This is a genomic window from Kitasatospora sp. NPDC001540 (assembly GCF_042894345.1).
GTDB classification, from domain to species: Bacteria; Actinomycetota; Actinomycetes; order Streptomycetales; family Streptomycetaceae; genus Kitasatospora; species Kitasatospora phosalacinea_C.
This window is the reverse complement of record NZ_JBIAVO010000005.1, coordinates 305436-330885: the sequence shown is the minus strand read 5'-3', so window position 1 is coordinate 330885 and position 25450 is coordinate 305436. Positions and strand designations below refer to the sequence as shown.

Annotated in this window: 22 protein-coding genes and 1 tRNA gene; 9 read left to right on the top strand and 14 right to left on the bottom strand. The window is 74.3% G+C overall.

All coding sequences use genetic code 11. From position 1 onward, the window contains the following. The 3 genes from ACFY00_RS09890 to ACFY00_RS09880 form a co-directional block, all read right to left on the bottom strand. A partial coding sequence (locus ACFY00_RS09890) for a heavy metal translocating P-type ATPase (protein ID WP_388029195.1) occupies positions 1-1163 on the bottom strand: 1163 nt, incomplete at its 3' end. Between the two features lie 82 nt (positions 1164-1245). Next, the gene (locus tag ACFY00_RS09885) at positions 1246-1464 is read right to left on the bottom strand and encodes a heavy-metal-associated domain-containing protein (RefSeq protein WP_388029193.1); all 219 of its coding nucleotides are present in this window, start codon (positions 1462-1464) and stop codon (positions 1246-1248) included. Positions 1465-1671: 207 nt separating this feature from the next. Then, on the bottom strand, positions 1672-2622 hold the full coding sequence (locus ACFY00_RS09880) for a PrsW family intramembrane metalloprotease (protein ID WP_388029190.1): 951 nt from the start codon (positions 2620-2622) through the stop codon (positions 1672-1674). Between the two features lie 127 nt (positions 2623-2749). Between ACFY00_RS09880 and ACFY00_RS09875 the strand changes: the two genes are divergently transcribed. Next, positions 2750-3931, top strand: a complete 1182-nt coding sequence (locus ACFY00_RS09875; RefSeq protein ID WP_388029186.1) for a PP2C family protein-serine/threonine phosphatase — start codon at positions 2750-2752, stop codon at positions 3929-3931. 63 nt (positions 3932-3994) lie between these two features. Here ACFY00_RS09875 and ACFY00_RS09870 read toward each other — a convergent pair whose 3' ends face one another. Then, complete coding sequence (locus tag ACFY00_RS09870) at positions 3995-5683, bottom strand: bifunctional 3'-5' exonuclease/DNA polymerase (RefSeq protein ID WP_388029184.1); 1689 nt, start codon at positions 5681-5683, stop codon at positions 3995-3997. Positions 5684-5856: 173 nt separating this feature from the next. Between ACFY00_RS09870 and ACFY00_RS09865 the strand changes: the two genes are divergently transcribed. Continuing rightward, the gene (locus ACFY00_RS09865; RefSeq protein ID WP_388029181.1) at positions 5857-7884 is read left to right on the top strand and encodes a M3 family metallopeptidase; all 2028 of its coding nucleotides are present in this window, start codon (positions 5857-5859) and stop codon (positions 7882-7884) included. A gap of 89 nt (positions 7885-7973) precedes the next feature. Here the strand turns inward: ACFY00_RS09865 and ACFY00_RS09860 are convergent, their stop codons facing one another. Beyond that, positions 7974-9164 carry a glycoside hydrolase family 5 protein gene (locus ACFY00_RS09860; RefSeq protein ID WP_388029178.1) on the bottom strand — a complete coding sequence of 397 codons (1191 nt, stop codon included), beginning with the start codon at positions 9162-9164 and terminating at the stop codon, positions 7974-7976. Positions 9165-9271: 107 nt separating this feature from the next. Continuing rightward, positions 9272-9892 carry a TetR family transcriptional regulator gene (locus ACFY00_RS09855; RefSeq protein ID WP_388029175.1) on the bottom strand — a complete coding sequence of 207 codons (621 nt, stop codon included), beginning with the start codon at positions 9890-9892 and terminating at the stop codon, positions 9272-9274. Positions 9893-10039: 147 nt separating this feature from the next. Between ACFY00_RS09855 and ACFY00_RS09850 the strand changes: the two genes are divergently transcribed. Next, positions 10040-11257 carry an acyl-CoA dehydrogenase family protein gene (locus ACFY00_RS09850; RefSeq protein WP_388029173.1) on the top strand — a complete coding sequence of 406 codons (1218 nt, stop codon included), beginning with the start codon at positions 10040-10042 and terminating at the stop codon, positions 11255-11257. Between the two features lie 16 nt (positions 11258-11273). Here ACFY00_RS09850 and ACFY00_RS09845 read toward each other — a convergent pair whose 3' ends face one another. Both ACFY00_RS09845 and ACFY00_RS09840 read right to left on the bottom strand, forming a co-directional pair. Beyond that, entirely contained in the window at positions 11274-12119 is an 846-nt protein-coding gene (locus ACFY00_RS09845) for an enoyl-CoA hydratase/isomerase family protein (RefSeq protein ID WP_388029170.1), read from the bottom strand. Between the two features lie 76 nt (positions 12120-12195). Next, on the bottom strand, positions 12196-12798 hold the full coding sequence (locus tag ACFY00_RS09840) for a GNAT family N-acetyltransferase (protein WP_388029168.1): 603 nt from the start codon (positions 12796-12798) through the stop codon (positions 12196-12198). Between the two features lie 59 nt (positions 12799-12857). Here ACFY00_RS09840 and ACFY00_RS09835 point away from each other — a divergent pair, with 59 nt between their 5' ends. Next, entirely contained in the window at positions 12858-13469 is a 612-nt protein-coding gene (locus ACFY00_RS09835) for a TetR/AcrR family transcriptional regulator (RefSeq protein ID WP_388029165.1), read from the top strand. A 154-nt stretch (positions 13470-13623) separates the two neighbouring features. Here the strand turns inward: ACFY00_RS09835 and ACFY00_RS09830 are convergent. Further along, positions 13624-13696, bottom strand: a tRNA-Arg gene (locus tag ACFY00_RS09830). A 656-nt stretch (positions 13697-14352) separates the two neighbouring features. Here ACFY00_RS09830 and ACFY00_RS09825 point away from each other — a divergent pair. The 5 genes from ACFY00_RS09825 (at position 14353) to ACFY00_RS09805 (ending at position 19906) form a co-directional block, all read left to right on the top strand. After that, positions 14353-14970, top strand: a complete 618-nt coding sequence (locus ACFY00_RS09825; RefSeq protein WP_388029163.1) for a single-stranded DNA-binding protein — start codon at positions 14353-14355, stop codon at positions 14968-14970. Between the two features lie 315 nt (positions 14971-15285). After that, positions 15286-16656 carry a Cys-Gln thioester bond-forming surface protein gene (locus ACFY00_RS09820; RefSeq protein WP_388029160.1) on the top strand — a complete coding sequence of 457 codons (1371 nt, stop codon included), beginning with the start codon at positions 15286-15288 and terminating at the stop codon, positions 16654-16656. Between the two features lie 223 nt (positions 16657-16879). Beyond that, a complete protein-coding gene (ettA, locus tag ACFY00_RS09815) occupies positions 16880-18544 on the top strand; it encodes an energy-dependent translational throttle protein EttA (protein ID WP_388029157.1) in 1665 nt (554 codons plus the stop codon). A 113-nt stretch (positions 18545-18657) separates the two neighbouring features. Then, positions 18658-19101 carry an acyl-CoA thioesterase gene (locus ACFY00_RS09810; protein ID WP_388029154.1) on the top strand — a complete coding sequence of 148 codons (444 nt, stop codon included), beginning with the start codon at positions 18658-18660 and terminating at the stop codon, positions 19099-19101. A gap of 115 nt (positions 19102-19216) precedes the next feature. Beyond that, the gene (locus ACFY00_RS09805; protein WP_388029151.1) at positions 19217-19906 is read left to right on the top strand and encodes a hypothetical protein; all 690 of its coding nucleotides are present in this window, start codon (positions 19217-19219) and stop codon (positions 19904-19906) included. A 53-nt stretch (positions 19907-19959) separates the two neighbouring features. Here ACFY00_RS09805 and ACFY00_RS09800 read toward each other — a convergent pair whose 3' ends face one another. The 5 genes from ACFY00_RS09800 to ACFY00_RS09780 form a co-directional block, all read right to left on the bottom strand. Then, positions 19960-20367, bottom strand: a complete 408-nt coding sequence (locus ACFY00_RS09800) for a globin (protein WP_388029149.1) — start codon at positions 20365-20367, stop codon at positions 19960-19962. A gap of 78 nt (positions 20368-20445) precedes the next feature. Continuing rightward, the gene (locus ACFY00_RS09795; protein WP_388029146.1) at positions 20446-21573 is read right to left on the bottom strand and encodes an ABC transporter permease; all 1128 of its coding nucleotides are present in this window, start codon (positions 21571-21573) and stop codon (positions 20446-20448) included. Beyond that, positions 21570-22487, bottom strand: coding sequence for an ATP-binding cassette domain-containing protein (locus ACFY00_RS09790; RefSeq protein WP_388029144.1), 918 nt, complete (start codon positions 22485-22487; stop codon positions 21570-21572). Before ACFY00_RS09790 ends, ACFY00_RS09795 begins: the two co-directional genes overlap by 4 nt. A gap of 162 nt (positions 22488-22649) precedes the next feature. After that, positions 22650-24071: an FHA domain-containing protein gene (locus tag ACFY00_RS09785; protein WP_388029143.1), complete on the bottom strand. Its 1422-nt coding sequence runs from the start codon at positions 24069-24071 to the stop codon at positions 22650-22652. Between the two features lie 43 nt (positions 24072-24114). Beyond that, the gene (locus tag ACFY00_RS09780; RefSeq protein ID WP_388029140.1) at positions 24115-25443 is read right to left on the bottom strand and encodes a VWA domain-containing protein; all 1329 of its coding nucleotides are present in this window, start codon (positions 25441-25443) and stop codon (positions 24115-24117) included. Positions 25444-25450: the final 7 nt, after the last annotated feature.

Below are 25450 nucleotides of genomic sequence, written 5' to 3'. Positions count from 1 at the left end.
CAGCCCTCGCCGGTGCCCAGCCAGTAGCCGAGGGTGGCCAGCGCCAGGGCGATCACGATCGGCACGAAGACGGCGGAGATCCGGTCGGCCAGGCGTTGGGCGGCGGCTTTGCCGTTCTGGGCGTCCTCGACCAGCTTGGCCATCCGGGCGAGCTGGGTGTCGGCGCCGATGCGGGTGGCCTCGACGAGGAGGCGGCCGCCCGCGTTGACGGTCGCGCCGGTCACGGCGTCGCCGGGGCCGACCTCGACGGGCACGGACTCGCCGGTGAGCATCGAGGCGTCCACGGCGGAGCTGCCCTCGACCACGGTGCCGTCGGTGGCGATCTTCTCGCCGGGCCGCACCACGAAGCGGTCGCCGACCGCGAGCCGCCCGACCGGCACCCGCACCTCCCGCCCGTCCCGCAGCACGGCCACGTCCTTGGCCCCCAGGTCGAGCAGCGCCTGCAGCGCGGCGCCGGCCGTCCGCTTGGCGCGGGCCTCCAGCCAGCGGCCGAGCAGGATCAGGGTGGTGACGGCGGCCGCGGTCTCCAGGTAGAGCGCGGAGGAGGCGTCGGCGCCGCCCACGGTGAGGGTGAAGGAGTGCCGCATGCCGGGCATCCCGGCGTCGCCGAGGAACAGCGCCCACACCGACCAGCCGAAGGCGGCCAGGGTGCCGAGCGAGACCAGGGTGTCCATGGTCGCGGCGCCGTGCCGGGCGTTGGTCCAGGCGGCCCGGTGGAACGGCCACCCGCCGTACACGACGACCGGACCGGTGAGGGCGAAGGCCAGCCACTGCCAGTTGTCGAACTGCAGGGCCGGGACCATCGAGAGAAGCACGACGGGGGCGCCGAGCACGGCGCTGACCAGCAGCCGGTCGCGCAGGGGGTCGGACTCCCGGACGGGTGCCTGCACGGACCCGGGGGCGGGTTCGGGTTCCGCGGGCGGGGGCGGGAGTTCGGCGCTGTAGCCGGTCCGCTCCACGGTGGCGATCAGGTCGGCGACGCTGGTGCCGGGGCCGAAGTCCACCCGGGCCCGCTCGGTCGCGAAGTTGACGGTGGCCTCGACGCCGTCGATCCGGTTGAGCTTCTTCTCGATCCGGGCGGCGCAGGACGCGCAGGTCATGCCGCCGATGGACAGCTCGACGCGGTCGCGGGGGGCGGCCGCGGGGTCGGTGGTGGTGCTCATCAGCTCGTCCGCTTCGCTCGGTGCAGGACTCGGTGCAGGAGTTGAGATGGCGGGGGCGGCGCGGGCCGCCCCCGAGGGCGGGTCAGGAGGCCCGGCCGACCAGTTCGTAGCCCGCCTCGTCCACCGCGGCGGCGATCTGCTCGTCGCTGGGGACGGGCTCGGCGGTGACGGTGACGGTGCCGGCCGCGGCGTCGGCGGCGACCGCGGTGACGCCGGGCAGGGCGGAGACCTCGCCGCTGATCGCCTTCTCGCAGTGGCCGCAGCTCATGCCGCTGACGGTGTAGGTGACGGTGCTGGCCATGGGGACCTCCGAACGCGCGGGTGCTGCTGGTGGGCCGGGTGCCCATCTGATGACCAGGATACCCCCTGGGGGTATCGAGTCCACCGAGGGGCGCGTTCCGGCGCGGGCGGCCCGCGGCCCGCCCCCGAGGGTAGTCGGCGCCGGGCCGGGAGCGGCAACGGCGGGCGGCCCGCACCGGGCCGCCCGCCGTCCGTTCCTCCGAACGGCTCAGACCGCCAGCGGCGCCCGCTCCTCGCGGCGGACCAGCAGGCGCAGCCAGTACAGGCCGAGCAGCGAGACCACCACCAGGCCGAGCACGTCGTACAGCGTGTACAGGTGCACCTGCTGCTGGGTGGGGTGCGGCAGGTAGCCGTCGGCGAACAGTTGCTCCCGCAGGTCGGTGCCGGTGGTGCGGACCACCAACCAGACCGCGATGCCGTTCATGCCGTCCCACAGCGCGTGCAGCAGCGACACGCCCAGGTAGGTGAGCAGCACCGGGGCGGTGAGGCGGAAGTGCGTGCCGCGGCGCTCGCGGAACAGCACGCCGCCGAGGATGCCGGTCCACAGGATGTGGCCGACCGGGGCGAGCAGGCCGCGCAGCACCTCGGTCTCCACCAGGTCCTTCAGCGACAGGCCGTGGACGGTCAGCACCGCGTTGAACGCGTAGCCCGCGCTCTCGAACGCGGCGAAGCCCGCGCCGACCGTGGCGCCCAGCGCCAGGCCGTGCCTGAGGCCGCGGACCGGGATGTTGCGGGCGACCAGCACCAGGGCGAAGAGCTTCACCGCCTCCTCGATCAGGCCCACCCCGAGGTACATCCCCACCGAGGGCGAGAGCAGGTACGTCTCCAGCACCGAGGCGCCCAGCACGCCGATGATCCCGCCGACGCCGAAGCAGGCGAGGATCCGGCCCGGCCCGACGTCCGAGGCGAACCGCTCGTACGCCCAGACGGTGAAGGCGGCCGGGACGAGGAAGCTGCCGAGCAGCACGACGGTCGGCACCAGGTTGCTGTTGGAGGTCGCGAAGGTCACCGCGACGCTGGCCGCCCACAGGGCCAGGCCGGTCAGGAGGACCTTCGGCCAGTAGCGGGTGGGCGCGGCGGTGCCCCGGCGCGGCGGGGGTACGTTCGGGCGGCCGCTCGGGTTGCCGTAACTCGGGGGTGTCGTGCCGTAACCGGACATCCGGGAGCCTTCCGTCGCCGCGGACCAGTGGTGAGCGTACGGTATGACAATTTGGTGCGGTTGGCCCTGATTGTCGGAATTCCGCCCGGGTGGAGCAGGGGGCCCGGAGGTCCGATATGTTCGGAAGGTGCACCTTCGACCCGGGGGCGGCGGACCGGCGGGCCAGACCGGTGGGGTACCGCCCAGCCGACGGCGCAGCGCCCTGCTGGCGACCGACCTGCAGGACCTCTCGCTGCTGCGCCGCGCCGCGCCCGCGCTGACCGCCATCGTGGTCGTCTCGCTCGCCGACTACCTCTCCGGGCAGGACCGCTACCTCGCCCCGCTGATGGTCGTCGTCCCCTCCGTCGCCGCGCTCACCCTGCGGCCGCGCGAACTGCTCGCGGTCTGCTTCCTCGGCCTGATGGCCCTGCTCGGCCTCAGCCGCTACGACCAGGTCGACAACCTCGCCGACAGCCGCTTCCTGTACGGCGCGATGGTCAGCTACGTCGCGGTCACCGCGCTCAGCGCGGGCATCGCCGAACTGCGGATGCGACGGGCCGCGGCCTTCGCGGCCGTCAGCTCGGTCGCGGAGGCCGCCCAGCGCGCGCTGCTGCGCCAGCCCGAACCGGTGGTCGGGCCGCTGCGGCTGGCCGTGCGGTACGTCTCCGCCGCGGACGCCGCCCGGATCGGCGGCGACCTGTACTCCGTCCTCGACACCCCGTACGGCACCCGGGTGCTGGTCGGCGACGTGCGCGGCAAGGGGCTCGGGGCGGTGCAGACCGCCGCCGTGGTGCTCGGCGCGTTCCGCGAGGCCGCCTACGACGAGGAGTCGCTGCCCGCGGTGGCCGGGCGGATCGAGGCCAGCGTGCAGCGGCACGTCCCCGACGGGGAGTTCACCACCGCGGTGTTCGCCGCCTTCGGCGAACCCGGCAGCGTCGACCTGCTGCACCGCGGCCACGTCCCGCCGCTGCGGGTGCACGCCGACGGGAGCAGCGAGGTGGTCGACTTCGCCGACCCCTGGGTGCCGCTCGGCCTCGGCCACCTCGTCCCCGGCCAGCCCCGCCCCACCGCCGTGCCCTTCGGCCCGCAGGACGTCCTGGTGCTGTGCACCGACGGCGTCATCGAGGCCAGGGGCGCCCGCGGCGGCGAGTTCTACCCCCTCTCCGAACGGGCCGGGCCGCTGGTGCGCGACGGCTGGCGCTCGCTCGCCCACCTCGACGCCGCCGTCGCCCGCCTCTACGCCGACCTGCTCGCGCACACCGGCGGCGAACTCGGCGACGACGCCCTGCTGCTGCTCGTCACCCGGCCCGGGTCCGGCGCGGGGGAGTGAGCGGGGGAGCGGGGAGGAGGGGTGGTCCCGGGTCCGACGCGGGGGAGTGAGGGGCGGGGGCCGCTACTTGGCGTCGCCGTAGCAGTCGACCACGGCGGTGGTGAGCGGGAAGCGGACCGGGGTGTCGCCGAAGACCAGGGCGGTGGCCTCCTCGGCGGCCTCGCCGACGGCGGCGGCGACGGTGTCGGCCAGGTCGGCCGGGGTGTGCACGACCACCTCGTCGTGCTGGAAGAAGACCAGGTGCGGACGGTCCTCGCCGGAGCTGAGTGCGGCCAGTCGGCGGCGCAGGGCCGCGAGCAGGGCCAGTGCCCAGTCCGCGCCGCTGCCCTGGATCACGAAGTTGCGGGTGAAGCGGCCGCGGGCGCGCGCCGACCGGCCGCCCGCCTCGCCAGACTCGGGCGCCTCCGTCAGGTCCAGCCAGTCGGCGGAGGGCGGCGGGCAGACCCGGCCCAGGCGGGAGGAGACCACCCCGCCGTCCTCCCCGGTGCGGGCGGCCGCCTCCACGTACCCCATCGCGGCCGGGTAGCGGCGGCGCAGCGTGTTCAGCAGCGGGCCGATGCCGCCGCCGGTCTGGCCGTACATCGCGCCCAGCAGGCCCAGCTTCGCCTTCTCCCGGTCGCCCTGGAAGGCGCTCGCGGCGAGCGCCGCGTACAGGTCGCCCCCGGCGGCCGTCCGGGCCAGCCCGGCGTCGCCGGAGAGGGCGGCCAGCACCCGGGGCTCCAGCTGCGCCGCGTCCGCCACCACCAGCAGCCAGCCCGGGTCGGCCACCACCGCGCGGCGCATCGTCCGCGGGATCTGCAGCGCGCCGCCGCCGCGCGAGGCCCACCGGCCGGTCACCACCCCGCCGACCACGTACTCCGGGCGGAACCGGCCGCCGCGCGCCCAGGCCGCCTGCCAGGCCCAGCCGTGCGCGGCGTGCAGCCGGGACAGCTCCTTGTAGCGGACCATCAGGGCCGCCGCCGGGTGGTCCACCGACTTCAGCTCCCAGGAGCGGGTCGAGGAGAGGTGGACGCCGCGGTCCGCGAACGCCTTGATCACCTGGGTGTGCGAGTCCAGGTTGAACGGGCGGGCGCCGAGCGCCTGCTGCACCTCCAGCGCCAGCTCGGCGAGCTTCGTCGGCTGGGTGCCCGGGATCGTCGGGCGCGGGCCCAGCAGCTCGGTCAGCAGCGCGTCGTGCACGTCCGCGCGCCAGGGCAGTCCGTCGTGCGCCATCTCGCACGCCAGCAGCGCGCCCGCCGACTCGGCCGCCACCAGCAGCCGGAACCGGGCGCGGGCCGCCGCGTCCGGGATCGCCGCGAGCCGCCGCAGCTGCTCCGCGTGCACCGCGACGGTGGCCTCCAACTGGTCGGTTCCCGGCGGAAGTTGCAGCCGGTCCGGGGCGAACAGGCCGTCCTCGTCGGGCAGCGCGCCCTCCGGCAGGTCGGCCGGCACCGGCAGCCCGCGCAGCCGCGCCCAGGCCGCGCCCAGCGAACGCGGCGACCCGAACCGGCCCTCCCGGCCCAGCAGCAGCGCCTCCGTCAACCGCAGGTCGTGGCAGCGCGCCAGCCGCACCGGCAGGGCCGCCAGCAGCGGGCCGTACGCGGTGTCCGCCGTCGGCCACACCCAGCGCGGGGCGTGCGCGGCCTCCACCGCGGCCACCGCCTCGGCCAGCCGCGGCGCGGGCTCGGGCGGGCCCAGCGGCGCGCCCTCCTCGTCGAGCGGCTGCAGGCGGCCGCCGGGGCCGTGCGGATCGGGCACCAGGGCGTAGCGCACGGGCGGCGGCTCCTCTCGGGGTGCTCCGGATGCGTGTCCGGCTGTGCGGGCAGGACCTGTCGACGGTAGCCGGTGGCGGTGACAAGCGGCGTCGCGGCGCGAGCGCGGCGGTGCGGCGGCGGCTTGTCGTGACAGTGTTCCGCCAGGGCCCGGCGGCCCGTAGGGTCGCGGACATGAGCGACAACCCCTTCTTCTCGCCCAGCACCCTGGTGTACGAGCTCCCGCCCTTCGCCGAGATCCGGGAAGAGCACTACCGCCCGGCCTTCGAACGGGGCATGGCCGACCAGCTCGCCGAGGTCGCCGCGATCGCCGCGAACCCCGAGCCGCCGACCTTCGACAACACCGTGGTGGCGCTGGAGCGTTCGGGAGCGGTGCTGCGCCGGGTCGCGGCGGTCTTCTTCAACCAGGACTCCTCCGACACCACCCCCGGCGTCCAGGCGCTCGATGCCGAGATCAGCCCCCTGCTGGCCGCGCACGCCGACGCGATCCACCTCGACGCCGCGCTGTTCGCCCGGCTCGACGCCCTGCACGAGGCCCGCCACGCACTGGGCCTGGACGCCGAGTCGCTGCGCCTGCTGGAGCGCCGGCACACCGCGTTCGTCCGGGCCGGTGCCCGCCTGGACACCGCCGGGCAGCAGCGGCTGCGCGAGATCAACGCCGAACTCGCCGCCGACGCCGCCGCGTTCCGCAAGAACACCCACGACGCCTCGCTGGCCGGGGCGGTCGCCGTGGACAGCGCCGAGGCCCTCGACGGCCTGTCCGCCGCCGCGGTCGCCGCCGCCGCGGAGAACGCCCGCGCGCTGGGCCAGGACGGCCGCTGGGTGCTCAGCCTGAAGAACTTCTCCAACCAGAGCGAACTCGCCGCCCTCACCGACCGCGCCCTGCGCGAGCGGCTGCTCACCTCCTCGCTGCGCCGCGGCCTCGACACCAACGGCCCGCTCGCCGCCAAGATGGCCGCGCTGCGGGCCGAACGCGCCGCCCTGCTCGGCCACCCCACCCACGCCTCGTACGTGGTCGCCGACGAGACCGCGGGCACCGTCGAGGCGGTGGCCGCGATGCTCGGCCGCCTGGTCGCCCCCGCCGTCGCCAACGCCGAGCGCGAGGCCGCCGACCTGGCGGCCGCCGCGGCCGCCGACGGGATCGACGAACTCGCCGCCCACGACTGGGCGTTCTACGCGGAGAAGGTCCGCGCCGAGCGCTACGACGTGGACACCGCGGCGCTGCGCCCCTACTTCGAGCTGGAGCGGGTGCTGCACGACGGCGTCTTCTTCGCCGCCCACCTCGCGTACGGGCTGACCTTCACCGAGCGGCCCGACCTGACGGCGTACCACCCCGACGCGCGGGTCTTCGAGGTGTTCGACGCGGACGGCTCGCCGCTGGGCCTGTTCATCGGCGACTTCCACGCCCGCGAGTCCAAGCGCGGCGGTGCCTGGATGAACGAACTCGTCCCGCAGTCCCGGCTGCTGGGCACCCGGCCGGTGGTGGTCAACAACCTCAACATCGCCCGCCCGGCGCCCGGCGAGGCGGCGCTGCTCAGCTGGGACGAGGTGCGCACCCTGTTCCACGAGTTCGGGCACGCGCTGCACGGGCTGTTCTCGGACGTGCGGTACCCGTCCTTCGCCGGGACGGAGGTGCCGCGCGACTTCGTCGAGTTCCCGTCCCAGGTCAACGAGATGTGGATGACCCGGCCCGAGGTGCTCGCCCACTACGCCCGCCACCACGTCACCGGGGAGCCGCTGGACGCCGCCGTGGTCGAGCGGATGCTCGCCGCCGAGAACTACGGGCAGGGCTTCCGGACGGTCGAGTACCTGGCCGCGGCCCTGCTCGACTGGGCCTGGCACACCCGGACGGCCGCGGACCCGGTGGTCGAGGACGCGGAGGCCTTCGAGGCGCGGGCGCTCGCCGAGGCGGGCGTCGCGGTCGCGGCGGTGCCGCCGCGGTACCGCACCGGGTACTTCAACCACGTCTTCTCGAACGGGTACAGCGCCGGGTACTACGCGTACATCTGGTCCGAGGTGCTGGACGCGGAGACGGTGGAGTGGTTCGGCGCCAACGGCCTCGGGGTGCGGGAGAGCGGGCGGCTGTTCCGGGAGCGGCTGCTGTCGCGGGGCGGGAGCCGGGACGCGCTGGAGTGCGTGCGGGACGTGCTGGGGCGGGATCCGGAGATCGGGCCGCTGCTGGTGCGGCGGGGCCTGGAGTAGGCGGGGCCTGGAGCGGGCGGGGCCGCGCCCCGGTCGCTCGCGCGGTCCCCGCACCCCTGACCTGACGGGGCGCGGGGCCGCGCTGCGGGCTATCCGGCGAAGACGGGGGCGTAGCCGGGGGCCGGGCGGCCGTCGGGGGTGAGGGCGCAGTAGCCGCCGGTGCCGCGGCACCAGTACCACATCGTCCAGCCCGCGGCGAAGGTGCGCATGGCGGCGAGTTGGCGCCGGATCAGTTCGGCGTTGCCGGGGGTGGCGGCGGAGGGCGGGCCCCATTCGCCGACCAGGACGGGCAGGTGGTGGGCGGTGGGGTAGCCGGTGACGGCGGCGGTGTAGGCCTCGACGAAGCCGCCGGACGGGTCCCAGTCCCGGCCCGCCTCGACGGCGGTGTCGTAGAAGTGCGGGGCGTAGCCGATCCGGTCGGGGCCGGGGCGGGGGTCGGTGAAGGCGGGCAGTCGGGTGGGGACGCCCTGGCCGACCAGGACGGTGGGCTCGACGAACAGCCAGGCGTCGCGGTCCGCCCGGCGGACGGCGGTGACCAGGCGGCGGTACATGGCGGCGAGCCGGCCCTGTTCGAGGGCGGCGGAGGCGGCGGCCAGGACGGCCGGGTCGGCGGGGTCGCCGTCGACGGGGCCGAAGGGCTCGTTGAACAGGTCGTAGCCGAGCAGGGCGCGCTTGCCGCGCAGTTCGCGGGCGACGGTGGTGTACAGGTCGGACTGGGCGCGCCGCAGGTCGGGGTCGTCGTAGAGGTGGCGGAAGGCGGCCTGGACGGCGGGCTGGAAGTAGCCCGCGAACCAGTCGTCCGGGTCGGCGGCGAAGGGGAGGCCGTCGTCGCGGGTGGCCCAGGCGGGGGCGCCGCCGTCGCCGCCGAGGAAGTACTGGCCGTAGACGTCCTGGTGGAAGTCGACGACGGCGTACAGGCGGTACCGCGCCGCCCAGTCGAGGATCCGGCCGAGCCGGGCGAGTCGGGCCCGGTCGTAGTGGCCGCGGGCGGGCTCGAGGCGGGACCAGGATACCGCGATCCGGACCAGGCCGAAGCCGTGCGCGGCGAGTTCGCGCAGGTCGGCCTCGGTGGTCTCGTCGTACTTGTCGAGGTTGAAGCCGCGCAGGTCCAGGACGCGGCCGCGGGCGTCGGTGAAGACGGTGCGGCCGTCGGCGAGGGTGGTCGAGGAGACCCTGCGGGCGTCGAACGGGGTGCGGTCGGCGGGCGGGCCGGCCGAGACGGTGCCGAGGAGGGCGGCGGCGGTGAGCAGCAGGGCGGCGGCGGAGCGGCGGACGCGCACGGGGGCACCTCACGGCGTGGGCGGGGCGGGGTGCGCCGATCCTGCCGGAGCCGCTCCTGCCGCACAAGAGGTGAGGCGCGCTCATGTTTTGCGGGTTGCCGAGGTGCTCAGGCCTCCGGGACGGCCAGCATCGGCGGCAGGTCGGCGGCGGCGGAGAGCCGGCCCCACAACAGGTCGGCGAGGGCCTGCACCATCCGCGGGCGCGGGCAGGGGCGGGTCTCCAGCCACCAGTCCCCGGCGGCCAGCACCATGCCGGTGATCGAGCGGCCCCAGGTCTCGGAGAGCAGCGGGCCGTCCTGGCCGAGGTCGACCTGCTGCTGGATGGCGCGGGTGATCTCCTCGGCGATCTGCCGCAGCGCGGGCGCCAGCGCGTTGCCCGCGCCGGTGGGGTCGCCGGGCTCGGGGTGGGTGAGCAGCCGGTACACCTGCGGACGGGACTCGATCGCGGCCAGGTAGACGTCCAGCACGTGCTCGACCCGGTCGCGGCGCTCCAGCGGTTCGTTGAGGGCGGCCCGGACGGCGGCCAGCAGCCCGGCGGTGTGGCGCTCGGTCAGGGCGCCGATCAGGCCGTTCCGGTCGCCGAAGTGCCGGTACAGGATCGGCTTGGTGATGCCGGCCTCGGCGGCGATCGCGTTCATGCTGGCGCTCGGGCCCTCGCGCTGGACGACCCGGTCGGCGGCGTTGAGCAGTTGTTCGCGGCGGGGTTCGCGGTGGGGTTCGGTGGTCATGCGCTGCTCCTGGTGCGGGCGGGTGGGCGGCTCGTCGGGCGTTGACACCGATGACCTATCGGTAGCAGACTCGCCGCCATGTTACCGGAGGTAACATCGCAGTGGCGCCGACCCGCCGGCCCGCACGACCGTCTCCTGGAGGCCGACATGACCACCTTCTCGCTCGACCCCGGGCCGGACCAGATCGCCGTCCGCGACTGGTTGCACGGCTTCGCCGCCGATGTCATCCGCCCCGCCGCCGCGGAGTGGGACGAGCGCGAGGAGACCCCCTGGCCGATCATCCAGGAGGCCGCCAAGCTGGGCATCTACTCCCTCGACTTCTACGCCCAGCAGTTCTTCGACCCTTCCGGCGTCGGCATCCCGATCGCCATGGAGGAGCTGTTCTGGGGCGACGCGGGCATCGGCCTCGCCATCACCGGCACCACCCTGGCCGCCGTCGCCGTGCTCGCCAACGGCACCGACGAGCAGATCGGCACCTGGGCCCCGCAGATGTTCGGCACCCCCGAGGACGTCAAGGTCGCCGCGTTCTGCTCCTCCGAGCCCGACGCCGGCTCCGACGTCTCCGCGCTGCGCACCCGCGCCGTCTACGACGAGGCCAAGGACGAGTGGGTGATCAACGGCACCAAGACCTGGGCCACCAACGGCGGCATCGCGCACGTCCACGTGGTGGTCGCCACCGTCGACCCCGAGCTCGGCTCGCGCGGCCAGGCCTCCTTCGTCATCCCGCCCGGCACCAAGGGCCTCAGCCAGGGCCAGAAGTTCAAGAAGCACGGCATCCGCGCCTCGCACACCGCCGAGGTCGTCCTCGACGGCGTCCGCGTCCCCGGCCACTGCCTGCTCGGCGGCAAGGAGAAGCTCGACGCCCGCCTCGCCCGGGCCCGCGAGGGCACCAAGGGCGGCGGGAGGAACGCCGCCATGGCCACCTTCGAGGCCTCCCGCCCCGCCGTCGGCGCGCAGGCCATCGGCATCGCCCGGGCCGCGTACGAGGTCGCCCTCGACTACGCCAGGACCCGCGTCCAGTTCGGGAAGCCGATCATCGAGAACCAGGGCGTCGCCTTCCAGCTCGCCGACATGAAGACCCGGATCGACGCCGCCCGGCTGCTGGTCTGGCGGGCCTCCTGGATGGCCGTCAACAACCAGCCGTTCACCAGCGCCGAGGGCTCGATGTCCAAGCTGTACGCCGGGGAGACCGCCAAGTTCGTCACCGCGCAGGCCATGCAGATCCTCGGCGGCAACGGCTACACCCGCGAGTACCCGGTCGAGCGGATGCACCGCGACAGCGCCATCTACACCGTGTTCGAGGGCACCAGCGAGATCCAGCGGCTGGTGATCGCCCGGGCGATCTCGGGGGCGCCGATCCGCTGAGCGCCGACCCCCGGCCTCAGAACCGCGGCTCGCGGCGCTCCAGGAACGCGGCCAGGCCCTCCCGGACGTCCGGTGCCGTCCGGGAGGCGCGCTCCCAGGGCGCCAGGGCGGCCGCCGCGTCCGCCGGGTCGACGGACAGCACCGCCTTCACCGCGCCGATGGTCTGCGGCGAACGGCGGGCCAGCATGGCGGCGAACTCCCGTGCCCGGGCGTCCAGTTCGGCGGGCGGCAGCACCTCGTCCAGCAGGCCGAGGCGCCCCGCCCGCTCGGCGGGCAGCAACTCGCCGGAGAACAGCAGGTACTTGGCCCGGGCCGGGCCGACCAGCGCGGCCAGCCGCAGCGTCGGCACCGCCGGGTACACCACGCCCAGCTTCGCCGGGGTGATGCCCAGCCGGGCGTCCGCGGCCGCCAGCCGCAGGTCGCAGGCCAGCGCCAACTGGCAGCCGCCGCCCACGCAGGCGCCGCGGACCACCGCCAGCGTCGGCCGCGGGAACGCCGCCAGCGCCTGCTCGGCCGCCACGTTCGCGGCGTGGTACGCGTCCGCGGACGCCGGATCGGCGTACACCCCGGCCAGCTCCGCGATGTCCGCGCCCGCCGAGAACGCGCCGCCCGCGCCCGTCAGCACCAGCACCCGGACGTCCGGGCGCTCCGCCAGCGCCGCCAGCACCTCCGGCAGCGCCCGCCACATCGCGGCGGTCACCGCGTTGCGCCGCTCCGGGCGCTCCAGCAGCAGCGTCGCCACCCGCTCCGGGCCCACCCAGCAGCGCAGGCCCGCCGCGCCGGTGGGCAGTTCGACGTCCCCGGGGCGCGGGCGGTCGAGCGGGGGGACGGCGCGCGCGGGCGCGGCGGGCACGGACGGCATGGCGGGGCCTCTCCGGGGGCGACGGGTGGTCTCCCCAGGCTTTCACGCGGGGGCCGGGCGGGCCAGGTGAGCTGCGTCAACTCCCGGCGGGGGAACCGGCCTCGGGGGCCTCGGCCTCCCGACCCCCGGCCGCGCGGGCGGCCCGCCACTCCGGGGCCAGCATCGACCAGACCTCCAGGTCGAGCCGGACGCCCAGGTGCTCGGTGTGGGCGCGCAGCGTGCCGTCCAGGGTCATGCCCAGGCGCTGGGCGACGGCCCGGCTGCGCAGGTTGACGGTGCTGTTCCACCACTCGGCGCGGTACAGGCCGCGCTCGACCAGCGCGTAGTCCAGCAGGCGGCGGACGGCCGCGGAGACCAGGCCGCGGCCCTGGGCGGCGGGCTCCGTCCACACGCCGATCTCGCAGACCCCGCCCGCGGCGTCGAACTGCACGAACATCACGCCGCCGACCAGCGTTCCGCGCAGCCATATCCCGTAGATCCGGCCGGTGTCGGCGGCCTGCCGGTCGGCGAACTTCTGCAGGGTCGCGCGGGCGGATTCCGGATCGGTGCTGCGGGTGGCCCACGGGATCCACGGATCGATTCCGGCCCGGGCCCGGTCCATGTGCTCCAGGAACTCCCCGGCCCGCCACGGTTCCAGCGGGCGCAGCTCGGCGTCCTCGGCGAGCGCTACGGCATACATCGGTTCCCCCTCCGGGCGACAGCGTACGTAACAAACGTTTGGTAGGTACCCTAGCGCGCATGACACCCCCTGCCCGCGGTGACCACGAAGCCCGCCGCCGCGACGTCTCGGAGGCGGTCGGGCGGGTCCTCGCCGAGCGCGGCTTCGGCGGGCTGACCCTGCGCGCGGTGGCCGCCGAGCTCGGCGCCTCCACCGGCCTGCTCACCCACTACTTCCCCCACAAGCGCGCCCTGGTCGCCCACGCGCTGGAGGTCCTCGACCGGCAGGCCGTCGGGCGCCACCGGCCCGCCACCGAAGCCGCCGGCGCCGCCCGCGGCCTGCCCGCGCTGCGCGCCGCCCTGCTCGACGTCCTGCCGCTGGACGCGGCGGCCGCCGCCGACAACCGGATCTGGATCGGCTCCTGGGACGCCGCCCTCGGCGACCCCGAACTCACCGCCGGGCACGCCGAGCGCTACCGCCGGGCCCGGCGGCGGATGGCCGAACTCTGCGCCCAGGCCCAGGAGCTCGGCGAGCTCCCGGCCGGCCGTCCGGCCGCCGACCTGGCCGCGCAGGCGCAGTCGTTCGTCCTCGGGCTGGTGGTGCAGGCGCTGTTCGCCCCCGGTGAGTTCCCGCCGGAGCGCCAACGCGCACTGCTGGACGGGTTCCTGGCGGACCTCGCGACGGGGCGCTGACAGGGCGGTCGTGACGGCGGCGGCGGGGGCGGGGCGCGGGCGGGGCCGACGGGGAGCGGTGGATGCGGGGTGCCGCGTTCGGTGGGGTGCGGGGCGCCGCGTTGAGTGGGGGAGCGCTCACCCTGCGGCGTCGGGGCCGGTCGGGCCGTGTGGGCGCCCCCAGCAGGATTCGAACCTGCGACCTACCGCTTAGAAGGCGGGTGCTCTATCCGCTGAGCTATGGGGGCCGGGGTGCTGACGTCGGCCCGCTTGCCGGGCCTGGGCCGGGACGGGATGTTCCGGGACAGGATACGGGTGTTCAGTTCCACCGCCTGGACTTCGAAGACCGGACCGGGTGTGTCGGCCTCCGCGGGCGGTCCGATAATCGCAGGTAGTGCCGTGGTGTGCAGCGGTCTACCGGCTCTCGGGGCGGGACGTTGTGCAGTCGTTACGGGGCTGCGACCTCACCCGTTATGGATTCGGCGGGGGCAATCGCCCGGAGCGGCCCGCGGTGGGGGCGCGTTTAGGGGTTTCCACCGGTCGGATGACATGGACGGGTCGAGTCGACGGCCACCCGTTCGTGGTTTCGGGGTGGACCGGGGGTGGACGCCGGGTGTGCGGGCGGGTGTGCGGGCGGTCACCGGACGGGGTGTCCGAACGGCCCTTCCGACGGGCGGAGTCCGGGGCGTTGTCGTGGGCGCGGCGTCGAAATGGTCGATTTCGGACCGGAAAGGGCCGGGAATTCACCCGGGAGAGGGGAGTGGTTTTTCCACAGGCCGGGTTTTTCCACAGGGGCACGGAAGGGACTGGTGCGGATTTCCCGGAAAACGGAGGATCTTCTCGCGGCGGAGATTCCGCCGCGAAAGGAGCGCCGGTCGGCACGGCCGGGAACGGAGGATCCGCAATGGACGAGGCCCTGGTGACGATGGTCGGGAACGCCGCGTCGAGCGTGACGTACCGGGAGACGCCCGGCGGGGTGTCGGTGGCGAACTTCCGGCTCGCCGCGCGGGAGCGGCGCTACGACCGGGAGCGCGGCGACTGGGCGGACGGCGAGACGACCTGGGTGACGGTGGTGGCCTGGCGGCGGCTCGCGGTCAACGTGGTCAGTTCGGTGAACAAGGGCGACCCGCTGCTGGTGAGCGGCCGACTGCGGGTCCGCGAGTGGGAACAGGAGGGCAACCGGAGGGTGGAGGTGGAGATCGACGCCCGCGCGGTCGGCCACGACCTCGCCCGCGGGACGTCCGCGTTCCGGCGCGGGCTGGAGACCAAGTCGGCGCCGCCGCCGGGTCGTTCGGGGGCGGGCGACGCGGTCGGCCCGGGCGGTGGTTCGGGGGCGGACGGGCGGGCGTCCGCCGGGAGCGGGCCGCGGGCGGTGCGGCTGGTGGAGGAGGCGGTGCCGGAGTGGATCGTGGCGGCGGTGGCGGCCCGGCGCCGGGCGGAGGAGGCGGGCGAGGCCGGTGGCGGCCCCGGCGGTGCGGCGGGGGAGGGAGGGGCGGATGTGGCCCAGGAGGTTCTGAACTGACGGAAACGGGGCACTTCTTGAGCCGGTGAGTGCAATCCTGATTGCCGCGGTGGCGCCCCGTGGCTTTATGTCGACTCATCAACTCGTGCGGACGGTCGGCTCCTTGATAACAGAACAGCCACGATATCGTCCTGATTCGCTACGGCCCTGGAGTGGCCGGATCGCGTCAATAGGATGCGTCTGGTCCACACACGTGCAGCGGCGCCACAGGGGGTGCCGCTTTGCAGGGGGCGGGTTGCCAGTGGCACGTCGCCGCCCGGAGGGATCCACATGTTCCACAAGCAGGGGCGGGCTGTTTCCCGCATCGTTGCTGTCATGCTCGCGTCCGGCCTGACGGTCGGCTCGGGCCTGTTCGCGGCCGGTGCGGCGGCTGCGGCCGACACGAAGCCGGTCACCGCGAAGATCACCAAGTGGGGGGACGTCTGGGAGAACGTCCAGCGCTTCGACCCGGCCACCCAGGGGGACGTGAACGTCCACGCCGGCCCGTTCTACATCTCCATCGGCGACAGCGACGAGAAGCTCCCCGTCTACTGCATCGACCTGCTCAACGAGACCAAGGACGGCGCCGAGTACCAGGAGACCGACTGGAACTCCAGCTCGCTCCAGGACAACCCCGGTGCCGGGCCCAAGGTCCTCTGGATCCTCCAGCACTCCTACCCGGCCGTCAGCGCCGACCAGCTGGCCGCCGCCTCGAAGATCCAGGGCCTGAGCGAGGAGGATGCCGCCGCCGCGACCCAGGTGGCGATCTGGTCCTTCTCCGACCCCAACGTCAAGATCACGCAGAAGGAGCACCCGCTGGCCCAGCGGCTCACCACCTGGCTGATCGACCAGGCGAACCAGAACGGCAAGGCCGAGGAGCCCAAGCCGACCCTGAGCCTCGTCCCGGCCTCCGTCGGCGGGAAGTCGGGCACCACGCTGGGCCCGATCACCGTCACGGCGGGCGGTGGAGCGGCGGCGGTCAGCGTCGCCCTGGACGACAAGGGCACCGCTGCCAAGGTCACCCTGGTCGACGACAAGGGCGCAGCGGTCAAGAACGTGAAGTCCGGCGACAAGATCTACGCCAAGGTTCCGGCCGACACCCCCGCGGGCACCGCCTCCATCACCGCGACGGGCACCGCCAAGACCTCCGTCGGCCGCGCCTTCGTCGGCCACAACGACAAGAACGAGCGCAGCCAGACCCTGATCCTGGCCGGTCACGGCACCGTCCCGGTCGCGGCCAGCGCGGCCCTCAGCTGGGGGCTGGGCGCCGTCCCGACCGCCGACGTCGCGGTCGACTGCGCCAAGGGCGCCGTGGTGGTCACCCTCGGCAACAAGGGCGACAAGGACGCGGTCTTCAAGGTCGGCGGCAAGGACTACACCGTCAAGCCGGGCGGTACCCAGGCCGTGAGCGTCCCCGCCAAGGAGGACGAGAAGTACACCGTCACCGTCACCGGCCCGGACAACTTCTCCAAGACCTTCACCGGCCTGCTGAACTGCAAGACCGACAGCTCCACCCAGTCCCCGGCGCCGTCGGCCCCCGCCTCCGCCCCGGCCCCCTCGGCCAGCCCGACCGGTCCCCAGCTGGCCTCCACCGGTGGCGGCATGGGCACCGGCCTGACCGCCGCCATGGCCGGTGCGCTGGTCGTCGCGGGCGGTGCCGCGGTCTACGGCCTGCGCCGCCGCGGCCGCCACAGCCGCGCCTCCTGAACAACGAGCTGAACCCGCCCGCCCGGCCGCGCGCCGGGCGGGACGGGAACGGCCCCGCCTCCCGGAGCAGGGAGGCGGGGCCGTTCGCTTGACCGGGCGCCCGCAGCCGGCGGCCCGGGGGGCCGCGGGGCCGCCCCGAAGGGCGTTCGGGGCGGCCCCGGCCTTACGGCACAATGGAAGGCTGCAAGCCGATTACTCACGACGACGCCGGAGCGATCTCAACGTGGCGGAATACATCTACACCATGCGCAAGGTGCGCAAGGCACACGGCGACAAGGTCATCCTTGACGACGTGACGCTCAGCTTCCTCCCCGGGGCGAAGATCGGCGTCGTCGGCCCCAACGGCGCCGGTAAGTCGACCGTGCTGCGGATGATGGCGGGCCTCGACCAGCCCTCCAACGGCGACGCCTTCCTCTCGCCGGGCTTCACCGTCGGCATGCTCCAGCAGGAGCCCCCGCTCGACGAGTCCAAGACGGTCCTGGAGAACGTCCAGGACGGCGTCAAGGAGATCAAGGGCAAGCTCGACCGGTTCAACGAGATCGCCGAGCTGATGGCGACCGACTACTCCGACGAGCTGCTCGCCGAGATGGGCACCCTCCAGGAGGACCTGGACCACGCCAACGCCTGGGACCTCGACGTCCAGCTGGAGCAGGCCATGGACGCGCTGGGCTGCCCGCCCGGCGACTGGCCGGTCACCAAGCTGTCCGGTGGTGAGCGCCGCCGCGTCGCGCTGTGCAAGCTGCTGCTGGAGCAGCCCGACCTGCTGCTGCTCGACGAGCCCACCAACCACCTGGACGCCGAGTCGGTGAACTGGCTGGAGCAGCACCTGGAGAAGTACCCCGGCACCGTCGTCGCCGTCACCCACGACCGGTACTTCCTGGACAACGTCGCCGAGTGGATCCTCGAACTGGACCGCGGCCGCGCCTACCCGTACGAGGGCAACTACTCCACCTACCTGGAGACCAAGCAGACCCGTCTCAAGGTCGAGGGCCAGAAGGACGCCAAGCGCGCCAAGCGGCTCAAGGAAGAGCTGGAGTGGGTCCGCTCCAACGCCAAGGGCCGCCAGGCCAAGTCCAAGGCCCGCCTCGCCCGCTACGAGGAGATGGCGGCCGAGGCCGACAAGATGCGGAAGCTGGACTTCGAGGAGATCCAGATCCCGCCGGGCCCGCGCCTGGGCAACGTCGTCATCGAGGTCGAGAACCTCCAGAAGGCCTTCGGCGACAAGGTCCTGATCGACGGCCTCAGCTTCACCCTGCCGCGCAACGGCATCGTCGGCGTGATCGGCCCCAACGGCGCGGGCAAGACCACCCTGTTCAAGATGCTCCAGGACCTGGAGACCCCGGACGGCGGCACGGTCAAGGTCGGCGAGACCGTCAAGATCAGCTACGTCGACCAGACCCGCTCCAACATCGACCCGAAGAAGACCCTGTGGGAGGTCGTCTCCGACGGCCTCGACTGGATCAACGTCGGCCAGGTCGAGATGCCGTCCCGGGCCTACGTGTCCGCGTTCGGCTTCAAGGGCCCGGACCAGCAGAAGCCGGCCGGGGTGCTCTCCGGCGGTGAGCGCAACCGCCTCAACCTGGCGCTGACCCTCAAGCAGGGCGGCAACCTGCTGCTCCTCGACGAGCCGACCAACGACCTCGACGTCGAGACCCTGTCCTCGCTGGAGAACGCGCTGCTGGAGTTCCCCGGCTGCGCCGTGGTCATCTCCCACGACCGCTGGTTCCTGGACCGGGTGGCCACCCACATCCTCGCCTACGAGGGCGAGAGCAAGTGGTTCTGGTTCGAGGGCAACTTCGAGTCCTACGAGAAGAACAAGATCGAGCGCCTCGGCGCCGACGCCGCCCGCCCGCACCGCGCCAGCTACAAGAAGCTGACCCGCGACTGACACCCGGGTGCAACACCGGTCCGGCAGACTGCCCCCGCGGGCGGGCTGCCGGACCGCGGCCCGTAGGCTGCCCGCAGGTACCTACGGGTACGGAGAAGTCTGAGGAGAACACCGTGGCCCGCCACATCTACGCCTGCCCCCTGAGGTGGTCCGACATGGACGCCTTCGGCCACGTGAACAACGTGGTCTTCCTGCGCTACCTCGAGGAGGCCCGGATCGACTTCATGTTCACCCAGGCCGCCGAGGCCGGGGCCGGGGAGTTCGCGGGCGGCTCGGTGGTGGCCCGCCACGAGATCGACTACAAGCGGCCGCTGGTGCACCGGCCCGAGCCGGTCACCATCGAGACCTGGGTGACGCGGATCGGCGGCGCCTCGCTGACCGTCTCCTACGAGATCAAGGACGTCGCCGAGGACGGCCGCGAGACGGTGTACGTCACCGCCTCCACCGTGGTCGTCCCCTACAACCTCGCCGAAGGCCGGCCGCGCCGGATCAGCCCCGTCGAGCGGGAGTTCCTGAGCCGGTTCATGGACGAGCAGCCGGCCGACTGCGCCGCCTGACCAGCCCCGCGGGCCCCGCCGCGGGCGTCCACCGCGAGCCCCGGGCCCCTGGGGGCCCTGCCGCGGACCGATGGGCCGCCACCGCCTCCGCGCCGACGAAACGAGCTGAACCCCGGTGACCGTGCAGACCCGACTCGACCTCGCCGACCAGCGGGAGGGCACCGACCTGGCCGCCTTCCTCGGACGGCTGCTGCGCTTCGACCGGGCCGCGGCCGTCCGCCTGCAGGCGGTGCCCGGCCCGGAGGGCGGGGTGCTGGCGGTGTTCGGGCGGCTGCCGCTCGGCGGGGCCGCGGTCCTCGCGGTGCGCACCGTGCGGCTGGCCGGGCTCGACGCGGCGGCCGACCTGACCGTCTCCGCCGGTCAACTGCTGGAGTCGGTGGACGAGCCGGGCGCCGCGCTCGGGCTGCCCGCGCCGGTCACCGGCCCGTCCTGGGCCGGGCTGCTCCCGCCGCGCTCCGGCTGGCAGCTGCTCGGGCGGCCCCCGGTCGACCGGGTGGCGGACGAGGTGCGCGGGGCCGTCGCCGAGTTCAAGCAGCGGGTGGCCGGGATGCCGGACCACCACCGCACCCGGCAGGCGGTCGACGCGGTCGCCGACGAGATCTGGTCCCGGCCGCTGGCCGTCGTCGAGGGCCTGCCGCTGCGGGCCGCGCACGCCGCCCACACGATCGGGTTCCTGCGGGCCGGCGGCCCGCTCGCCGCGTACCGGGCCGGGGCCTGGCTGCGGCTGGACGCGCCCGCCGGGTCCGTCGCGCTGCGCACCGCGGCCGCGCCCGGGGCCGGCCTGGGGCTCAGTCCGCTGCGCTGAGCCGCCCCGTCGGCGGTCGGCGCGGCCCGTGGTCGGCCCGGCCCGTGGTCGGTTCAGCCCGCGGTGTTGATCATCGAGGCGGCGGCGTACGTCATGTAGTTCCACAGCTCGCGGTCGGCCTCGGCGGGCAGCGCCAGCTCGTCCAGGGCGGCGCGCATGTGCTTCAGCCAGGCGTCGTGCGCGGCCCGGTCGACCCGGAACGGGGCGTGCCGCATCCGCAGCCGCGGGTGGCCGCGGCGCTCGCTGTAGGTGCGCGGGCCGCCCCAGTACTGCATGAGGAACAGCGCGAAGCGCTCCTCGGCGGGGCCGAGGTCCTCCTCCGGGTACATCGGGCGCAGCAGTTCGTCCTGGGCGACACCGCGGTAGAAGAGGTGGACCAGCCTGCGGAAGGTCGCCTCGCCGCCGACCTGGTCGTAGAAGGTCTCCTCTGCGGTGGTGGTCTCGCGCCCGGTGTCAGTCACCCGTCCATGGTCGCAGACGCCGACGGGGGTCGTACACCGGGACTTCCGGCGTACGACCCCCGTCCGGGGCGGGGGCGGTTACGCGTCGTCCCAGTTGAAGAAGCGCCAGGCGACGGCGCACAGCACCGCGGTGAAGCCCAGCAGGATGCCCATCGCGGGCAGCGCCTCGGCGAGGCCGCCGCCCTGGCTGAGCACCGACTTGGCGGGGACGATCAGGTAGCGCAGCGGGAGCGCCCGGGAGATGTCCTGCAGCCAGCCCGGGGCGAAGTCCAGCGGGATGAACGCGCCGCCGAGGAAGGACATCGGCAGGATGATCAGCTGGTTCATGCCGTTCGCCGACTCCTCGGTCTTCGCCAGGGAGCCGGTGACCAGGCCGATCGACATGAACGCCAGGGTGGCGCAGACCACCAGCGGCAGCACCAGCCACCAGTCGCCGGTGAGCTTGAGGCCGAAGTAGTCGATCTGCGCGACCATCAGGAACAGCCCGGTCTGGGCGAGCGCGACCAGCACGCTGACCAGCACCCGGGCGCCGACGATGGTGCCCGCCGAGATGGGCGCCAGCCGCAGGCGGCGCAGCACCCGCTTCTTGCGCCAGGTGACCAGGGTGAAGGAGGCGCCGTAGACCGCGCCCATGGCGACGGCGTAGGCGAGCAGGCCCGGGGTCAGGTACTGGATCGGCTTGGTGGAGTCGTCCTCGACCTTGGAGGCGTCCAGGGTGTACTTCGCGGGGGCGTTCGAGGCGGCCTGGTTGGCGCCGTCCACCAGCGAGTTGACGATACCCTGCACGGTGGCCGACTTGACCTGGTCGGCCTGGCTGAAGCGGAGCACCAGGGTGCCGTTCGGGCCCTCCGTGACCAGGCCGTCCAGGTCACCCTTCCTGACCTTGGCGAGGGCGTCGGCCTCGGACAGGCCGGTGGTGATCTCCAGGGCGTCCAGCGCGCCCTCGGCGTGGGCGCGGGCCTCGTCCAGGATCTTGACCTGGCCGACCTCGGCGACCTTGACGTGCGAGGTGCCGCCGCCCTTGTAGAGGACGCCGAACAGCAGCAGGAACATCAGCGGCAGCGCGAGGGTGAAGAACAGGGTGCCCTTGTCGCGCAGGAAGCCCAGCAGCATCACCCGGGACAGGCCGACGAAGGCGTTGGCCTTCTCCTTGCCCTCGGCGGCGGCGGCCGGGGCGGGGGCCGGGGGCCGTTCGGTGGCGGTCATGCCCGGTACTCCCGTCCGGTCAGCTGGAGGAAGACGTCCTCCAGGGTGGCGCCGCGGACCTCCAGGCCGCGCAGCGCGTTCTGCTCGGCCAGCACGGACAGCACCGGGCCGGGCTCGGCGGTGGACAGCGCCAGGGTGACGCCGTCGTCCTCCAGGTTGCTGTGCACGGCGCCCGCGGCGGTGAGCAGTTCGCGGGCCCGGTCGACGCTCAGCAGCCCGGACTCGATCCGGACCCGCACGGTGTCGTCGATCTCGCGGACCAGCGCGGCGGGCGCGCCGGTCTTCAGCACCTTGCCGTGGTCCATCACCGAGACGCGGTCGCAGAGCACCTCCGCCTCGTCCAGGTAGTGCGTGGTGAGGACCACGGTGCGGCCCTCGGCGTTGATGTCGCGCAGCAGGTCCCACAGGTTGCGGCGGGCCTGCGGGTCGAGGCCGGTGGTCGGCTCGTCCAGGAACACCAGCTCCGGGTCGTGCACCAGGGCGCAGGCGATGGACAGGCGCTGGGCCTGGCCGCCGGACATCTTGTCGGTCAGCACGTTCGCGGACTCGGTCAGGCCGACCCGCTCCAGCATCGCGTCGGCCGCCCGCGGGCCGATGCCGTAGAAGGAGGCGAAGGTGCGGATGGTCTCGCGCGCGCTCAGCTTGTTGAAGAACGCGGAGGCCTGGAACTGCACGCCGATCCGCGGCAGCAGCTTCGGGTTGCGCGGCCACGGCGACAGTCCGAGCAGCTCGACCCGCCCCTCGTCGGCCTCCCGGATGCCCTCCAGGATCTCCAAGGTGGTCGTCTTGCCGGCCCCGTTCGGCCCGAGCAGACCGTAGAACTCGCCAGTCGCGACGGAGAGTGACACCCCGTCGACGGCCTGGACATCCCCGTACCGCTTCCGGATCCCGTCCGCGGTTATTGCTTCACTCATGGGCGAAGCGTAGGGGCTGCGCTCCTGCCCACGGGCACTTTTGTGCGAATCTTGAGCGTTCTGCGTCAGGAAGGTGACGGGTCGGCCCGCGGCCGGAGAGCGGACTCCCCGGCCGCGGGCCGGTGGTGACGCGGTGTCAGCGGGCGGTGACCTGACGTCTCGTCAGGCCAGGCGCACCGTGATGGTGGTCCAGGCGCCGACGTGGATCCGGTCGCCGTCGTTCAGCGGGACCGCGGTGTGCGGCGGCAGGGTCTCCGGGCTGCCGTTCATGGTGGTGCCGTTGGTGGAGTCCTGGTCGACCACCACCCAGCTGCCGTCCGGCTGCTCGGCCAGCAGGGCGTGCTGGTGCGAGGCGCCCGGGTCCTCCGGGGCGACCGACAGGTCGATCTCCGGCACGGTGCCGCGCTGCTGGCTGCGCCGGCCGATCCGCAGCTGGCCGCGGCCGGTCAGCGGGACCCGCCGCTCCGAGGTGTACTGCGGGAAGTACAGGCCGGCCGCCTCCGGGCCGCTGCGGGTCATCATGTCGGTGAAGTACTCGTGGTCGGGCGCCACCACGGCGTACCAGGTGGCGCGCTGCTGCGGCGCGCCGCCGGGCTGCCGCCCGGGCGGGCTGAGCCGGAACGACGTCCCGGAGTCGCCCCCCTGCTGCGGCTGGTGGCCCGACTGGGGACCGGACGGCTCGGGGTACACCGGGCCGGTGCGCTCGTAGTCGATGTCCGGGAACCCCGCCGCCGCGGGCGGCTCGAACGGCGCGGCCGGGGCCGCCCCGCCCTGCGCGGCCTGCGCGGCCGGGAAGCCGGGCCGCTGCTGCTCGTACGGCGACTGCGACTGCGGCGGCTGCGGCGGCCGCTGCTCGTACGGGGACTGCGGGGCGTGGGACTGCGGGGCGGACGGCTGCTGGGGCTGCTCGTACGGGGCGCGCTGCTGCTCGTACGGCGGCTGCTGCGGCGGGCGCTGCTCGTACGGCGGCGGGGCCGGGGGCTCGAACGCGGGCGCGGCGGCGGGCGGCGGGAAGCCGTAGCCCTGCTGCGCGGGCCGCTGGCCCTGCGGCGGCGCGGGCGGCGGCTGGTGGCCGAGCGGGCCGGGCGCGGCGCCCGGCGGGCGGGCCGTGGTGGCCAGGTTGAAGTCGTAGCCGCACTCCTCGCAGTACCGGCCGGTCTGCGGGCTGCGGCAGATCGGGCAGTTCACCAGGCCGGTGGTGGGCGGGGGCGGCGGCGGGGCACCGTACGGGCCGGGCGCGCCGGGGCCACCGGGCGCGCCCGCGGCGGGCCCGGTGGGGGTGCCGGCGGGCGGGGTCGGGGTGCGGCGCGGCTCGAAGTAGCCGCCGTTCCCGCCCGCGGGGGTGCCGGACGGCGGGGTGCTGCCCGGTCCGACCGGCGGGTAGCCGGAAGAGGTGTACGGGGGCGGCCCGGGCGGTCCCGGCGGCGGCGCGGCGGGGCCGCCCGGCTGCCCCTGGGCACCGGGCTGGGCCGGGCCGTTCGGGAAGCCGGGGATCGCCAGGCCGGGCGGCGGCGTCATCGGGAAGCCGCAGTAGTCGCACCAGTCCTCGGCCTGTGACTCGTGTCCCCTAGGGCAGATCGGCATCAGGTCCCCACTCCAGCAGGTTCGGGTCCGGCGGGTGTCCGGCTCACTTCTTCACGCGCACGGTCTTGGTCGACCGGGTCTCGAGGGTCATCGAGTCGGCCTCGCTCACGTTCTTACGGAACCGAACGGTACCCTCCCGTTCGTCGACCACGTCCACCACCTTCCGCAGCAGCTTGAGGGTGCCCTCGTTGCCGCTGGTGTACGCCAGCCTGACCGCGGCGCCCAGTTTGGCGCTCGCGAGCGCCAAGTCGCCCGCCCGGTGGGCCTCCAGGCCGACCCGGATCGAATCGGCCAGCTCGGCCTGCCCGGTGTAGTGGGCGACCTGCGGGTTGATCCGGGTCGAGGAGGCCAGGTCGTCCGTCCACACGGCGCGCACCAGGCCCTGGCCGAGCACCTCGGCGGTGCCGTCGGGGTGCGGCAGGACCAGGCTGATCCGGGCCGCCAGCATCTCGCTGCCGACCGCCGCCGCCGGGACCTCCACGCACACGTGGTAGTCCCGGGACTCGTCGCCCCAGGACCCGGTCGGGTAGTCCCCGGCCCGCGGGCCGGTCTCCGTGCGGCGCCCGGTGAGGTCCTCGACGGCCGGGGCGGCCTGCTTGACGAACCTCACCCGGGCCCCCACCGGCGTCCACACCCGCAGGAAGACGTCGGCGACCTGCTTGCCCATCGCGGCGGACATCATGGCCCGGAAGTCCTCGGCCAGGCCGGAGGACTCGGCGACGATGTCGACGGTGCCGAGCAGCGCGGAGGAGACCTTCCGCAGCTCGGCGACCTCCCAGTCGGTGCCGACGCCGCGGCAGTCGGCGGTGAAGTACCCGGTGGCGGCGTCCAGGGCGCGCTGCAGGTCGGCGGGCTCCTCGTGCTCGTTGCGGCCGTCGGTGAGCAGGACGGCGTGCCGGATCGACGCCTGGGGGCGGGAGGCGAACAACTGCTGCGCCTTGGCTATCCAGGTGCCGATCGCCGTCCCGCCGGACGGGGTCAGGCGGCGCAGCGCGAGCTTGGCCTGCTCGCGGGTGGCGGGGTCGGCGACCGCGAGGCGGCCGTTGCCCGGGAAGACGTCCTCCGCCTGGTGGGTGCCAGCCACCACGGCGAAGGCGACGCCGTCGCGCAGTTCGTCGACGGCGGCGGCGGTGGCCTCGCGGGCGTCCCGCATCTTGCTGCTCGGGTACTCCATGGAGCCCGAGCAGTCGATCACCAGCACCACGGCGGCCTCCGCCCCGGCGGCGCCGATCGGCCGGCCGCCGGAGGTGCCGCCGCCGGTCGCGGTGACCGTGACGATGGCGTTGACCTCCCGGGACCCCTGGGCGAGGTACTCGTTCTGGAAGACGTCGACGTCGAACCGGGGCGCGTCGGGCTTGGACAACGAGGCCATGCGGAGA